Annotated in this window: 13 protein-coding genes; 11 read left to right on the plus strand and 2 right to left on the minus strand. The window is 64.1% G+C overall.

Annotation, left to right across the window (positions count from 1 at the left end):
• Positions 1–20: 20 nt before the first annotated feature.
• The 5 genes from KF708_16645 (at position 21) to KF708_16665 (ending at position 6,671) form a co-directional block, all read left to right on the plus strand.
• Positions 21–902, plus strand: a complete 882-nt coding sequence (locus KF708_16645) for a class I SAM-dependent methyltransferase (GenBank protein MBX3414318.1) — start codon at positions 21–23, stop codon at positions 900–902.
• Positions 903–1,038: 136 nt separating this feature from the next.
• Positions 1,039–2,877, plus strand: a complete 1,839-nt coding sequence (locus KF708_16650; protein ID MBX3414319.1) for a glycosyltransferase family 2 protein — start codon at positions 1,039–1,041, stop codon at positions 2,875–2,877.
• Between the two features lie 11 nt (positions 2,878–2,888).
• Positions 2,889–4,697, plus strand: a complete 1,809-nt coding sequence (locus tag KF708_16655; protein ID MBX3414320.1) for a glycosyltransferase family 2 protein — start codon at positions 2,889–2,891, stop codon at positions 4,695–4,697.
• A 54-nt stretch (positions 4,698–4,751) separates the two neighbouring features.
• Positions 4,752–5,657, plus strand: a complete 906-nt coding sequence (locus tag KF708_16660) for a hypothetical protein (GenBank protein MBX3414321.1) — start codon at positions 4,752–4,754, stop codon at positions 5,655–5,657.
• A gap of 33 nt (positions 5,658–5,690) precedes the next feature.
• Entirely contained in the window at positions 5,691–6,671 is a 981-nt protein-coding gene (locus KF708_16665) for a hypothetical protein (protein ID MBX3414322.1), read from the plus strand.
• Between the two features lie 11 nt (positions 6,672–6,682).
• On the opposite strand, the gene KF708_16670 is transcribed toward KF708_16665, so the two are convergent.
• Positions 6,683–7,675, minus strand: coding sequence for an NADPH:quinone reductase (locus tag KF708_16670; GenBank protein ID MBX3414323.1), 993 nt, complete (start codon positions 7,673–7,675; stop codon positions 6,683–6,685).
• 137 nt (positions 7,676–7,812) lie between these two features.
• On the opposite strand from KF708_16670, the gene KF708_16675 reads away from it, so the two are divergent.
• The 5 genes from KF708_16675 to KF708_16695 all read left to right on the plus strand — a co-directional run bounded on the left by KF708_16675 (position 7,813) and on the right by KF708_16695 (position 12,625).
• Positions 7,813–8,118 carry a hypothetical protein gene (locus KF708_16675; protein ID MBX3414324.1) on the plus strand — a complete coding sequence of 102 codons (306 nt, stop codon included), beginning with the start codon at positions 7,813–7,815 and terminating at the stop codon, positions 8,116–8,118.
• A 91-nt stretch (positions 8,119–8,209) separates the two neighbouring features.
• Complete coding sequence (locus KF708_16680) at positions 8,210–8,353, plus strand: hypothetical protein (GenBank protein MBX3414325.1); 144 nt, start codon at positions 8,210–8,212, stop codon at positions 8,351–8,353.
• 51 nt (positions 8,354–8,404) lie between these two features.
• The gene (locus KF708_16685; protein ID MBX3414326.1) at positions 8,405–11,029 is read left to right on the plus strand and encodes a cation:proton antiporter; all 2,625 of its coding nucleotides are present in this window, start codon (positions 8,405–8,407) and stop codon (positions 11,027–11,029) included.
• A 55-nt stretch (positions 11,030–11,084) separates the two neighbouring features.
• The gene (locus KF708_16690) at positions 11,085–11,552 is read left to right on the plus strand and encodes a universal stress protein (GenBank protein MBX3414327.1); all 468 of its coding nucleotides are present in this window, start codon (positions 11,085–11,087) and stop codon (positions 11,550–11,552) included.
• 92 nt (positions 11,553–11,644) lie between these two features.
• Positions 11,645–12,625 (plus strand): calcium/sodium antiporter, encoded by a 981-nt coding sequence (locus KF708_16695; protein MBX3414328.1) that lies wholly within the window; start codon positions 11,645–11,647, stop codon positions 12,623–12,625.
• 119 nt (positions 12,626–12,744) lie between these two features.
• Here the strand turns inward: KF708_16695 and KF708_16700 are convergent, their stop codons facing one another.
• On the minus strand, positions 12,745–13,644 hold the full coding sequence (locus tag KF708_16700) for a segregation/condensation protein A (protein ID MBX3414329.1): 900 nt from the start codon (positions 13,642–13,644) through the stop codon (positions 12,745–12,747).
• A 491-nt stretch (positions 13,645–14,135) separates the two neighbouring features.
• Between KF708_16700 and KF708_16705 the strand changes: the two genes are divergently transcribed.
• Entirely contained in the window at positions 14,136–14,735 is a 600-nt protein-coding gene (locus KF708_16705) for a pentapeptide repeat-containing protein (protein MBX3414330.1), read from the plus strand.
• Positions 14,736–14,806: the final 71 nt, after the last annotated feature.

A 14,806-nucleotide genomic window follows, 5' to 3' on the forward strand; every position in this document is an offset into this window, starting at 1 on the left:
CACGCTCAGGAGTTCGATGCATGATTAGCCAGCCCACGCCGAACGTAGCCCTCAAGGACAACAGCCCGGCGGAGACCATCTCGCGCTTGGAGTGGACGGTTCGCGATCAGAATGCGCGGTTGCACGATCGCAAGATGCGCATTCGCGAGCTCGAGGGGAAGCTGCGCCAGGAGCCCCAACGCGAGATTCAACAGCTCACGTCGATCGTCGATAAGCTGCTGAAGCGGCATTACCATCAGATGCCGTTGCCTCCCGAGGAACTTCGACTGCACGTGGGCACGCGTACGACCGCCGCCAACTTCTGGGCGCAGGGGCTCTCCTCTTCGACTCGCGTTTGCGATATTTTCGGCGCGGAGCCTGCGGGTCCCGTGCTCGATTGGGGCTGCGGCTGCGGTCGCACGTTGCGTTGGTTGCTGAACAGCCCGGCTTGGCGCGAACACTACCGTGGCTGCGACGTCGACGCCGCTGCCATCAAGTGGCTGCGCGAGAACACGCCATGCCCGCTGGAGGTCTGCGGCGATCATCCCCCGCTACCCTACCCCGACGCGACGTTCACGGGCCTGTTTGCCTTCAGCGTGCTGACGCACATTCCGCCGAAGTTGCACCGTGCCTGGTATGCGGAGATCCGCCGCGTGCTGCGTCCGGGCGGCAAGGCCCTGCTCACCGTGCAGGGGAGCGACATTCTGAAGAACCCGTCGAACTACAGCGTCCCCCTCGACATGGTCGAGGCCTTCGGCAAATCGGGCCAGGCCTACATCCACCACGAAGGTCACTACAAGGATGCCGCGCTCGTGAATGAAGAGTTCACCCGCCAGCAACTCGAAGGCTTGTTGACGGTCGAGTCGTACAAGGTCGGCGGCTATCAGAACATGGATCAGTTCATCGTGCGCCGCGACGACTAAATCGCGGCGTGCGGGCATGCGGCAAGACAGACCGGCCCTCCCCATCATTGATCCGCGATCACGGTTCCGAGGCAGTACGGCGAACATGGCGGCTCCGACACAAAACTCAGATAGTCAGCCCGTCGGTGCGGTGCCCGTGTCGGACGAAATCTGGCCCCTGGCCGTAGCGCGGCAGGGTTGGCGTTCGTGTCGCGTGCTGGCGATCCGCACGCGCGAGACCCTTTCGCGGATGCGGTGGGCGGCGCGGGCGAAGATCTCGAGCAGGCCCAAGAACGTGTTGGGCTGTTTGCATCCGACGACGCGCGTGCCGCGGTTGACGCTCTCGGCCAACGAACGGCGCGAGTTGCAAGCCCGGCTCGCGGCACTCGAGCACCGGCCCCGCTTCTCGGTACTCTCCGTGGTGCGGCCCGGGGCAGAGAAGTATCTTGCCACGACCTACAATTCGCTCCGCGACCAGGTTTATCTCGACTGGGAACTGCTGGTCGTAACGCCCCCCCCGGTGACCGCCACGCCGGAGCTTCGCCTCGACCTGGAAGTCTCGCAAGATCCCCGGTTACGCTTGCTGCGCACGACCAGCGCGGACGTCGCCGCGCAGACGCTGAGCACGGCGGTCGATTCGGCCACGGGCGAAATGATCGGCTTTGTCGAATCCGGTGATGCGCTGTCGCCCGAGACCATGCTCGTCTGCGCGGAGCATCTGGCCCGACATCCGGAGGCCGATTTTCTCTATTCGGACGAGGATCTGCTCGATCACAAAGATTACCGCAACGATCCGTTCCACAAACCCGACTGGTCGCCCGAGCTGTTGCTGTGCCAGCATTATACGGGACAGTTCAGCGTCTATCGCCGGTCGTTGCTGGATCGGATCGGCGGATTGCGGCCGCAGCTTCCCGGCGCGCTGTTCCACGACCTGGCCCTGCGCGCGAGTGAACAGGCGCGAGAAGTCATCCACATTCCGCGGGTTTTGTATCACCGCCGTGCCCGCACCGGGGCGCCGGGCAGCAACTCGCCGCTGGTGGCGACGGGGCCCGATGCGCTGACGGCGATCGGCGATGCCCTGCTGCGCCGCGATCTCGAAGGCGAGATCAAGGCCACGCGCACGGCCGGCGTGTTTGGCGTGCGATTGTATCCGCGGCAGGAGCCGCGTATCTCGATCATCATTCCGACGCGCGACCGCGCCGCACTGCTGCATGCTTGCGTGCAGAGCGTGTTGCGTCTGACCGACTATGCGAACTATGAGATCGTGATCGTCAACAACGACAGCGTCGAGCCCCGGACGCACGCCTTGTTTCGATCCTGGTCGCGCGACGGACGAATTCGCGTGATCGATTCGCCCGGCCCGTTCAACTACTCGCGGCTGAACAACCTGGCAGTGGACGCGTGCCGCTCGCCGCTGGTGCTGTTGTTGAACAACGACACGAAGGTGATCGCCAGCGAGTGGCTTTCGGTGATGGCCGGCTACTGCCAGCTCGACGGCGTGGGCGCCGTCGGCGCGAAGCTCTACTTCTCCGACGATACGATTCAGCACGCGGGCGTGATCCTCCGCGGCGGCGGCAAGGGTTCCAAGCCGGCCATGTCGAGTCACAAGTTCTTTCCACGCCACGATGGTGGCTACTTCGGTTACCTCCATACGACGCGCAACTTGAGCGTCGTGACGGGCGCTTGTCTGCTGACCCACCGCGACGTGTACCAGCAGGTGGGCGGACTCGATGAGCAGTTGGCCGTGGCCTACAACGACGTCGACTATTGCCTCAAGCTGCGGCAGGCCGGTTACCGAATCGTGTGGACAGCCGAAGCCGAGCTCTATCACTACGAGTCGGCGTCGCGCGCCAAAGACAAGGAAGGAGACGAGCGTTGGGAGCTCGAAAAACTGCGCATGCAGGATAAATGGGGAACGGCGCTCTGCGACGACCCCTACTACAATCCCAACCTCTCGCTGAATCACACGAATTTCATGCTGCGCCGCATCGCCTAGAGGAGACGCCTGTGAATCGTGCACGAACGAGCACACCCGCGGGCCCGTCGACCGGCGGCAGGATCTGGCGGCAGGGTCAGACGTTGCTCAAGCTGTGGCGTCCCGCTCCGGCGCAGCTTGCTCCCGTCCCGCCTGCGAACTGGTTGCCGCCGACGGCCGGCGAACGACAGTCGCTGGCCGAACGCTGCCGCGCGCTCACCGCGGCGCCGCGCGTGCTGTGCCTGATCTTGGCCGACGATGCCCCGGCGTCCGAAGTCTCGCGCACGGTGCGTTCGCTGACGGCGGTGATCTACTCGAACTGGAGCGCCATCGTCGTGGGGCGCGACAGCACGACGATGACGATGACTCCGCTCCCCGGCAGGCTCTCGGTGGTCGAATCGTATACCTTGCACAAGTCCGATGGCGCGGCCGAGGTGAACGCCCTGGTGGCACGCCATGATGCCGAGTACGTGCTGTTCGTCGAGGCGGGGGATTGCCTGGCTCCCGAGACGCTGGTCGCATTTGCCGAGCACGTCGAAGAGAACCACAAGGCAGACCTCGTCTACGGCGACGAAGATCAACTCGATGCGGCCGGGGTGTTGAGCCACCCGTTTCACAAACCCGACTGGTCACCGGCACTGCTGCTGAGCCAGCCCTACACGGTGTACCCCGCGTTCTACCGCCGACCATTGCTCGTCGAGGCGGGAGGACTGCGCGAGGGCTGGGGGCATGCTCGCTTGTACGATCTCGCCTTGCGCTACACGGAAGTGGCCGAGACGATCTCGCACCTGCCCTCGGTGCTTTACCACCGTCGCGCGGAATCGCACTATGTCCCCGACGTGTCGGGCGACCGTCCGCGACGCTCGGTGTGGGGGGCGGCCTGGCTGGCGACGCGCCGCGGGGCAAGTGCCCGGCGTCGCGCGGTCGAAGCGGCTCTCGAACGGCGTCGTGTCGTGGCCCGGGTCACGTTCGGACGCAGCGCCCACACGCAAGTGGTCTCGCCCGTGCCGCAACGTCTGGAGCGAGTCTCGATCATCATGCCCACGCGCGATGGGGGAGACCATCTCAAGGTTGCCGTCGAGAGTGTGTTGCGCCGCACGACCTATCCCAACTACGAATTGGTACTCGTCGACAATGGCAGCACGGAACCAGCCACGCGTCAGATGTTGCAGCAGTTCGCCGCGCACGATCGCATGCGCGTGCTCCACGATCCACAGCCGTACAATTTTTCGGCGATCAATAATGCGGCCATTCGACAGACGAGCTCGCATTACATCCTGCTGCTGAACGACGACACCCAGGTGATTTCGCCGGGCTGGCTGACCGATATGGTCGGTTGGCTCGAGCAGCCTGGCGTGGGCGCCGTGGGAGCGAAGCTGCTCTACACGGACGGCACGATTCAGCACGCCGGAGTCGCGCTCGGCATCGGTGGGATCGCCTCGCATCCGCACAAGCGGTTCTCGCGCCGCGATGTCGGCTACCACGGCCTGCTCACCTCGGTGCGCGAGTGCAGTGCCGTTACCGGCGCCTGCCTGCTGACGCGCCGCGATTTGTTCTGGCAAGTCGGTGGTTTGGAAGAATCGCTGCCCCGCGCCTACAACGACGTCGACTTCTGCCTGCGGCTGGGCGAACGCGGGCACCGCATCGTCTTCACGCCGACGGCCGAGCTGTATCACCACGAGTCGGTCAGTCGCGGGCGCGATACCCGCGACGACCTCCAATTCCAGCAGGCGATTGCCTGGATGCAACGGCGTTGGGGACGGCTGCTTGCGGAAGATCCCTACTATCATCCGCAGCTTTCGCTCCGCTCGACGAATTTCGCCCTGCGGCAGGCAGCCTAGCGGAAACCCACTCCCCTGGAATCACTCCTGTTCGAGTTGAACGAGGTACTGGTCGTGAACGTCTGGCAACGACTTCGAGCCAAGCTGAACTCGACCTGGAGCACCGGTCGGCGCATCGGGCATGCCGTGCAGCACTTCGTCGGCGAAGGGGAAGACGTCAAGATCGAAGGCCCTGTCGGGGTCATCGTTTCGCACTACGACGCGCGCCCCATCGAGCCGCTGGTGCAGTTGCTCGATGGCCTGGCCGAGACGCCCGCGGGATTTCCCTATGAAGTGCGGGTCGTCATCAACCACGAGACGTGGCGCCCCTGCGAACTGCCCGAGCGCCATCGCCATTTGACGGTGGTCCATCGCGAGAATCGCGGCTTCAATATCGGCGCCTGGGAGCAAGGTTGGCGCCTCGATCCGCCGCGCGACGCGTATCTGTTTTTGCAAGACGAGTGCATCGTCGCACGCGAGAACTGGCTGCTTCCTTTCGTCGAGAAAGCGTCGCAGTCCGACGTCGGGCTCGTCGGCGAACGTATCCCGCCGACCTGGGATCTGTCTTGGTCGCATCTCGAATGGCAGTTCGGCAAGAAGATTCTGCCGGGGCACGAAGTAAGTGGTCGACAGGTCGATCGGCTGACTTGTTATCGCGACTTCTGGCGACGCCAGGGGATTCCGCCGGCGCCGACCGGCGCGCACGTGCAATCGCTGGTGATGTTCGCGCGGCGCGAGGTCTTGGCCCGCATCGGAGGATTTCCGCTCGGACAAAATTACGGTGAAGCGATTGCGGCGGAAATCGGCGCGTCGTTTCTCGTGCGCGCCCTGGGATTGCGCCTGTGCGAGGTGGGAGAGACGGCCTTCACGTGCTTCAACCATCCCCAATGGTTGAGTCGTGCCGCCCAGCATCGCGATCCCGCCTGGCTCGAACGCACAACACAGTTTCGTAACCGCAAGCTCGATCAGGAAGTGGCCTGAGGCCCAGCTTTCACGCGGTAGAGAATGACTCGCATGTTTCAGTGGCTCAAATCCTGGCAACGATGGTGGCGACGCGACGCGGAACCAACGGGGGGGGGCGTGCGCGTCTGTTTTCTGGGGGACGGCGTTTCCGGTTCGTGGCAGATGCGCGCCGCGCAGATCGCCGAGATGAATCCGGCCTGGGAGGCCCTGGCCACGAAGGATCTTCGTGCGGGGGACGTGGCGCGCTTCGATCTGTTCTGCATCGTGAAGCGGTTCGATGCCGCCAAGGCCGAATGGCTACGATCGCAGGGCAAGGCCGTCGTCTACGACGTCGTGGATCCCTGGAAGCAGCCGGAAGATGGCGAAGCGCATCCCACGCTGAACGACGCGATCGCCTATTTTCGCCGCCTGCTGGTGCCGATGCCGGTCGATGGCGTGATCTTTCCCAACGCTACGATGCTCGGCGATCTGGGCCAGCTTGTGCCGAATCCGGTGCATCTCTATCACCACCATCGGGTCTATCAAGAGCCGATCATCGTCTGTCGCCAGGCCCAACGCGTGGGTTACGAGGGGCGCGAAGACTATCTCGGTCCCTGGGCCGAGACGACCGCCCGCGTGTGCGAGCGACTCGGGCTCGAGTTCGTGATCAATCCTCCCGCGCTCGGAACGCTCGACATCGGGCTAGCCGTGCGGGGCGGGCGCCATGGCACGCTGATGGCCAAGCGCTACAAATCAAACGTCAAGCTGGCCAACCTGTTTGCGGCCGGCCTGCCTGCGGTGGCGCATGCCGAAGAGTCCTCGTACCGCGAGACCGACGACGGCAACGTCCGCTTTTTTAGCGACGAGGCCTCGCTCGAGCAGGCCATTGCCGAACTGCTCCCCTACGAGCGGAGGCTGGCCATCCACAAGGCATTTCTGGCGCACAGCCGGCGCTTTCGCGTGGAGTCGATCGCGCAGCAGTACGAAACGTACTTCCTGCAAGTGTTGGCCAGTCGAGCCGGGCAAGGCACGAGCCACAGCGCCGCTGCCTAGGCGCGACACGTTTACGGTACGAGCACGATCTTGCCGGCCAGCGTCCCGGCCTTGCCGATCGTGTTTTCTTCTTGCAGCCGATGTGCCTGGGCGGCTTCGGCCAAAGGGAGTACCCGATCGATGCAAGACTTGAGCCGGCCTTCCTTCATCCAGATGTTGATCTGGTTGCCGGCGGCCCGTTGCATGGCGGCCGGCTCGTTGAACATGGCAAAGCCGTAGAGCGAGCACCCCTTCACGTAGAAGGGACCCACGGGAAAGGCCGGCTTCGCATCGCGGCCCGCCATCAGGATCATGCGGCCGGCCGGGGCGAGGTGGCCTACGGTCCGTTCAAAGTCGGGCTCGCGCAGTGTCTCCCACCAGACGTTCACCCCGCCAGGGGCGAACGCCTTGAGGGCGGCATCGACATCGTCGGTCTTGTAGTTCACGGCCCGGTCGGCACCGAACTCGAGACATTTGGCCACCTTCTCGGGCGTGCCAGCCGTGGTGAGGACACGGGCGCCCAGCGCCTTGGCCATCTGTACCACGGTCGAACCCACGCCCCCCGACCCGCCATTGACGAACAGGGTTTCGCCGGGCTGCAGCTTTGCGCGCGGGACCAACCCCAGCCAGCCGGTGATGCCCACCAGGGCCAGCGCCGCCGCCTGTTGCGGATCGATTCCGTCGGGCAGCGGATTCAGCAGTTGTTCATCGACAGCGGCAAACTGAGCGAACGTGCCTTGCCGGCCGAGCAGTCCTTGATTGCTGCCCCAGACACGCGCGCCCTGCTTGAATCGCGAGGCACCCGGGCCGGCCTGCTCGACGATGCCAGCCAGGTCGCAGCCCACGACGTAGGGCAGCGGCAGATTCATCTTGACCATGCCGGCGCGAAGGTACGTGTCGATCGGATTCACGGCGACGGCTTCGACGCGCACGAGCACCTGTCCCTCTTTGGGTTCGGGAGTTGGTACTTCGCCGTATTGAATGTTTTCGGGCGGCCCCGTGTCGGTGATGTAGGCAGCTTTCATGGCGCGATGTTTTCGGGCAGAAGGTGCGAGCGATGAAAAGTCCGGAAAAAAGTCCAGCGTTTTGCAGTCGATCGAGCGGACTCTGACTATACCGCAACGAGCGATTCCGGCATAATGTCCGCGTGCGATGTTTCACCTTGCTGATGACGTTGGTGCTGCTGTTCGTGAGTACGCTCGGAGTCTGCCCTGAGGGGGCTCCGGAGCGCCCCGACGCGCTCTGCGGAGCCCGCTCGGATGACGGGCGCGGCTCGCTGTTGCTGGTGATCGTCGTGCGCTCGACAAAATCGATTCACGACCTGTTCCGGCCCAGCCTCGCGGCATGGGTGTTTTCGACTCTTGGCGGCGATACGCTCGCGCCGCAGATAGGCAGATCATCGGCGGTGGTCCACGTGGCTGCCGCGCCCCATACGCTCCAGTCGCAGCATATTCGCTGTCAGGTTTGATTCGCCCGGTTGGTCGAATCAACTCGCGTACCTGATTTGTAGCGAAGGGCGAACCGCGTCCGCGGTTTGTGCTGTCACACAGGAGCATTCCATGAGCGAGCAAGAACCGGAAACGAAGCCGGATGCAAAATATGAACCCATGAGCTACCAGTTCATGTTGAGGATTGTGATCTTCTTCCTGGTACTGGTGCTGATTCCCTGGGTCTTGGTAAAAATCGTCGACTTGCTGTTTTGAGCTTGCTGGGCAAGCTCGAATTGGCCGCGCGCAGAGACATGAGGACTGTAGATGAGCGATCTGCCTCTGATCACGACCATTGCCGCGGGCTTTACGGCTGCGTGGGTGCTGGGGTTGCTGACGCAGCGTCTGCGCCTGTCGCCGATCGTCGGCTATCTGCTGGCAGGTGTGTTGATCGGACCGCATACGCCCGGCTATGTGGGCGACATCCACCTGGCGCACCAGCTCGCCGAGGTGGGGGTCATCCTGCTGATGTTCGGCGTCGGCCTGCACTTTCACCTCGAGGACCTGATCGCCGTCAAATCGGTGGCGATTCCCGGCGCGCTCGGCCAGAGCCTGGCTGCGACGCTCATCAGCATTCCCATCTTCCTGATGTTCGATATCGAGCCGCGTTCCGGCGCCGTCATCGGTATGGCGATGGCGGTGGCGAGCACGGTGGTGTTGATGCGCGTGTTGATGGATGCCGAGGTGCTCGACTCGGTGGCGGGGCACGTGGCCGTGGGCTGGTTGCTCGTCGAGGACGTGCTTACGGTGGTCGTGCTCGTGATCATTCCCGTGCTGGGCACGGAGGTCGTTGCCGCCGGTGAGGTCGCGGCGGCAACAAACCCGTGGATGGCCATCACGATGGCGCTCGTCAAACTTGCGGCGCTCGTGGCCATCGTCCTTTTCGTGGGTTCGCGCGTGGTGCCGTGGGCGTTGTTACAGGTCGCGCGACTGCGCTCGCGCGAGCTCTTCACGCTGACCGTGATGGTCTTCTCGGTGGCGATTGCCGCCGGCGCGTACGTGCTATTCGGCGCGTCGATGGCCCTGGGGGCATTTCTCGCCGGCATGATGGTGGCCCAGTCTCCCGTGAGCCACCAGGCCGCGGCCGACGCGCTGCCGCTGCGCGATGCGTTCGCCGTCATGTTTTTCGTCGCGGTGGGCATGCTCTTCGACCCCATGTTTCTGCTGCACGAGCCCCTGATGATGCTGGCGGCAATGGGGGTGATCTTGATCGTCAAACCGCTCGTCGCACTGCTGATCGTGGCCGTGCTGGGGCACTCCGTACGCACGGCGTTGACGGTCGCTCTGGGCCTGGCGCAGATCGGCGAGTTTTCGTTCATCCTCTCCGATGCCGCCACGAAATTCGGCCTGATGCCCGAGGCGGGACATAACGTGCTCGTCGGCGGCGCAATCCTGTCGATCACGCTGAATCCGATTCTGTTCCGATCGCTCGATCCCATCGAACGCTGGCTGCGCACCAAGCCCCGCCTGTGGGCATTGTTGAACTCCCGCGCCGAGCGACGCGTGGGGCAGATCAATGTCGAGGCTGCCGAAAACATCGCGCAGCACAAGGCCGGCGAACAGCGGCTGGCCGTGGTCGTGGGCTACGGCCCCGTGGGTCAGACGGTCAATCGCCTGTTGCGCGATGCCGGCATGGCGACCGTCGTCATCGACATGAATTCTGACACCGTGATCGACTTGCAGCGACAGGGACAAACATCCATCTACGGCGATGCCTCGCGCGAAGCGATCCTCGAGCAGGCCGGCGTGCCGCGCGCGGCCTACCTCGTGCTGACGCTGCCCCAGGCCACGAACCGCACCGCCATCGTCACGCTGGCCCGGACGTTGAATCCCCGCATTAAGGTGCTGGTGCGCGCCCGCTACCTGCGCGAGCGCGAAGATCTCGAACAGGCCGGCGCGTCGGCCGCCATCTACGAGGAAGGCGAGGCCGCCGTGGCGCTGGCGCGGCTCGTGCTGGTGGATGCGGGCGCCGGTCGCGAACGCATCGAGGGCGCCGTGCGCGACATCCGCCTGCGACTGATTCTGGAGAATGTTTCCAACCTGCGCTCACAGTCGGTCCACAGCATCATGATTCCGTGGACGCGCGTGCGCCGCCTGTCGCAGTCGGCCCATCTCGAGGACGTGCGGCGCCAGCTCGGCGAGCAGAAGTTCTCGCGCTGGCCGGTGGTCGACGCCGCCGGAGATCCGGTGGGCTACTTGCTGGCCAAGGATCTGATCGCCCTGAACTCGTCGGGCGTGGATTGGACCTCGCTCATACGGCCGCTGATCGAAGTCACGCCGCAGGACGACGTCGAAGCGATCCTGCTGCAGTTCCAACGAGATGGCGCCACGATTTGCGTCGTGAAAGATAATCGCGTGCCGGTGGGCATCCTCACGATCGAGGATATCTTGGAACGTGTCATCGGTCGCATGGAAGACGAGTATCCTCGTCATTCGAAGCTCATGTTGACCGACGTCTTGTGGACCGACGAGAGCCTGCTGCGACTGCAGGGGCGCACCTCGCAGGAGGTCATCGTCGAAATGGCTGCCAAGATTCCAGCCGGCCGCCTGCCGAACGGGGTCGATGTGGCCGAGTTGGCCATCGAGCGCGAACGCGAGTTGCCGACGCACGTGGGTGGCGGAGTGGCCATTCCGCACGCGCGTTGCCCGGGTCTCGCGAATCCGCTGGTCGTCTTCGGTCGTTCGGCGGAAGGTGTCGAATTCGGCGGAACTTCGGCCGAATTGGTGAAGTTGGTGTTCTTGATCGTCACGCCGGTGGAACACCCCGAGACGCAGGTGCTGCTGCTCAGTTTGATCGCGGGCATCGCGGGACAAGAGGACAAACGTCGGCTGCTCCGCGAGGCTGAGACCGTCGACGAGACTCGTGCCTTGTTGCTCGCGGCGGAAGTGTAGTGCTCGAACGAGCGCTCCTTCGAGTGATTCGTGAATCTCGCCAGGAGACACACGCATGAAGATTCTGCTAGCCGTAGATGGTTCGCCCTGCAGCAACGCCGCCGTCGAAGAGGTCTGCCGGCGTCCGTGGCCGCCGGATACCGAAGTACACGTGGTGACGGTCCACCGGCCGGCGGAGCCGAGCCTGTTGAAGTCCTCGCCCACGATCTTCGATGAGCTCGTGAAGCAACAGCGCAGCGAGGCACTAGGCCATCTTACGGCCGCGGTCGAGACGCTCGAGCAGCGCGCTCCTGGTCTACGCGTTATGTCGCTGTTGCTCGAAGGGCTGCCGAAGGACGCGATCCTGGACGAGGCCGAGCGGTGGGACGCGGATCTCATCGTGGTGGGGTCGCACGGATACAGCCCGGTTCGTCGCTTCCTGCTCGGTTCCGTCTCGTTGGCGGTGGCGACCGGCGCGCCCTGCTCAGTGCAGATCGTGCGTGGACCCGTCGAGTCAGCCGCCAACGGGTCGCACGACTGCTGATCGTCGCCGGACGGGTCGAACGGGAATGCTATCCGAACGTACATCGCAGACATCGATTTCGCTCAGGCTGCGCGACAGGAGGCAAGCTGGATATGTGGGGCGCAGCGTTATTCATCTGGGGACTCGTCGTCCTGATTGTCGGCGCCGAGCTCGTCGTGCGGGGGGGCGCGGCATTGGCGGCCTCGCTGGGGGTCAAGCCGCTCATTCTCGGGCTGACCGTGGTCGCGATTGGCACCAGCTTTCCCGAGCTGGCCGTCGGCATCACGGCGTGCGTGCAGGGGAGCGGGGCGATTGCCGTGGGCAATATCGCGGGCACCAACCTGCTCAATATCCTGTTTATTCTCGGCCTGAGCGCCCTGCTGCGTCCGCTCCCGCTGCACTTGCAGGTGTTCAAGCTGGAACTGCCGGTGATGGTGGTCGCCGCGACGATGATGACCGTCTTGGCGTTCGACGGGATCCTGTCTCGGCTCGACGGCGCGCTCATGCTGACGGCGGCAGGGTTCTACACCGTGGCGCTGGTGCGGCTGAGTCGCCAGGAATCTCGCAACACGGCCAAAGAGTTTCAGGAGCAGTTCGGCGTCGAGCCGAGCGAGGTCGTGCAACCTTCGAGGCGGGTGCGGATAAAGTTTGCCACGATCCTCGGCATAGGCATCGTGTTGTCGATTCTCGGCGCCGACTGGCTGGTCGGTGGCGCGGTCAGCATCGCCCACAGTTTCGGCGTCTCCGATGCCATGATCGGCCTGACGATCGTGGCCGTGGGGACCTCGGCGCCCGAGTTCGTGACCACCGTCGTGGCGACCATCAAGAACGAACGCGATATTGCCGTCGGCAATCTGCTGGGCAGCAGCATTTACAACATCCTGGTGATCCTGGCGATCACTTGCCTGGCCTCACCACAGCCGATCCCTGTCGAGCCGCAGTTGTTGTTCTTCGACATTCCCATCATGGCGGCCGTGGCGTTGCTCTGTATTCCCGTCTTCATCACGGGACGGAGCGTGTCGCGCTTCGAAGGAGGCATGTTCGTGACGATATACCTGTTGTACATGGTCGCGCTCCTCCAGTTCCACACCTAAGCACAGCGGAGGTGGTGCTCTGTCAAAGCCTGATTTTCGGGTTCCCAAGCCGGGTGGCACCGTCGATGATGCGGCGCGACACCGACGAGCTTCCGACTTCCGCGAAAAAAGCTTCACGCCTACTGCGGAAACTCGTCTGGTTCTTCAGCGGCCGGCTCGGTGGTCGATGCTTCTTCGATCGCGGGCGCCTCGGTGGTTTCTTCCACGTCGGCGGGGGCGGTCGATTCCACGACCGGCTCCGCCGAGTTCGTTGCCGGCTGATGCTCGTAGGAGTCCGCTCCGCTGAAATCGACGTCCTCGCGGCGATTCTCTCCCGGGACGAGCCAGATTTCGCCGAACAGCTCGTTCTGTTCGGCGCGGACCGAGTGGTGTCGCACCAGCTCCAGCAGCGCGAGAAAGATGCCCACGACTCTCGATTTGTGCATGCCACGCTCGAAGAGGTCGCTAAAGGCGAGTCTTCCCCGTTCGTTGAGCCGGGTATGCACGCGCGACATGTAGACGTGGATCGGTGTGTCGTCGTACACGATGTTCGAGGTCGGACCTCCCAGGTTGTCGCGCATGACGCGTCCCAGGGCACTGACCAGATCCCACAGCTCGACCTCTTGCAGCGACTCGTGCGCGAGGTCGCGATTTTGCGGGGGCGCGTCGGGGGCCACCCGCGGAAAGTGCTCCTGCCAGGCACGGCTCCGCTCGTCGAGCATGCTGGCGGCATCTTTGAACTGCTTGTACTCGAGCAGTTGCCGCACGAGCTCCTGGCGGGGATCTTCGAGCTCGAGTTCTCCTTCGTCGCCGTGTGGCAGGACCAGCCGCGACTTGATCTCGGCCAGGGTGCTGGCCATCTCGAGAAAGTCCCCCGCCGCATTCACGTCGAGATGTTCGATCACGTCCAGGTAACGCACGTACTGTTCGGTGATCAGCGAGACGGGCAGATCGGTGATCTCGACCTCGTGCTTGCGCACCAGGTACAGGAGCAGATCGAGCGGTCCGCGAAAGACCTCGAGATCGACGCGAAAGTCCACGGGGGGCATAAGTTCCGGCGAAGGATGAAGAGGAGCAGTTTGCCCACGCCTACAGGGCCATGACGAGTTATCGACCAATTCGTCTGTTGGCCCGGCAAACTTGAAGCGACCTGCAACGTTCGCCGGCGAAAGGGCTGCCAGCGGGACGTTCCTGTCCGGTGCGAAGCGGCAAGGCCTTTTCCCAACATACCCAGTTGAGCTCCCCTTTGCTCGTCTAGGGAGAATAACTACTTGTGGGGGGAACGGCGGCAGGCGAAACTGAATCGCTGGTGGTTGCTCGCCGTCCAAAGGGCTAGTGGCTCGAGTGGGACAGGGGGCAGGTCGCATTTGCTTGCCCAACTTGCCCGGCCGCGATAGCCTGACAGCGTCGGATCAGCGAGAGGCCCCACTTATCCTGTCTGCGTCATGTCTCGCGCTCGCGAGGCCGCGCCGTTCGGGCGTCCTAGTTTGGGGTACGTGCCGTGATCGAGATCAGGCACAGAAAGACCTCCGTGGTCCTGCTGCGCATCGAGGCCGACACGCTCTCGGGCGCCAAGCTCACGGGATCGAAGCTGCGCGAGGCGAACCTGGCCGACTTGGATCTGACCGGGGCCAACCTGGCGAATTGCGACCTCCGCGACGCCAACTTCCGCGGGGCTCGGCTCAAGGGAACCCTGTTCAACAGCAGCTATCTGAACAATGCCAATTTTGAAGAGGCCTTGCTCAGTGCCGCGAATCTGACCGACGCCTTCTTGATCGGGGCGAATCTTTCTCGCGCGAAGTTCGATGGGGCCATCCTGCGTTACGCCCAGGCGGCCGGGGCCATCATGGTGGGCACCGACTTCGCCGGCGCCGATTTGAGCATGGCCGACCTGCGGGCGAACCTCCAAGGTGCTAACCTGATGAAGGCCGACCTGCGCGGTGCGAACCTCAGCGGGGCCGACCTGTCGGGGGCCAATCTCGACGGGGCGAACCTGGCGGGGGCCAATCTCACGACCGCGCGGCTCGTCGGCGCCAAGATGCACGGCACCGTCAACGCGCGCGGCCGCACGGCCGAACAACCGGCGTTCCGCGCGCGGGCGAAACGGCCCTGGTGGCAACTCTGGAGTTGAGCGCCACGTTTCGCGCGGCTCGCGACGTGCCGAGGGTGAGAGTCGGGGCACGAGTGCGACGCGTGTGGGAG

It is taken from the genome of Pirellulales bacterium (genome assembly GCA_019636335.1).
GTDB lineage: Bacteria > Planctomycetota > Planctomycetia > Pirellulales > JAEUIK01 > JAHBXR01.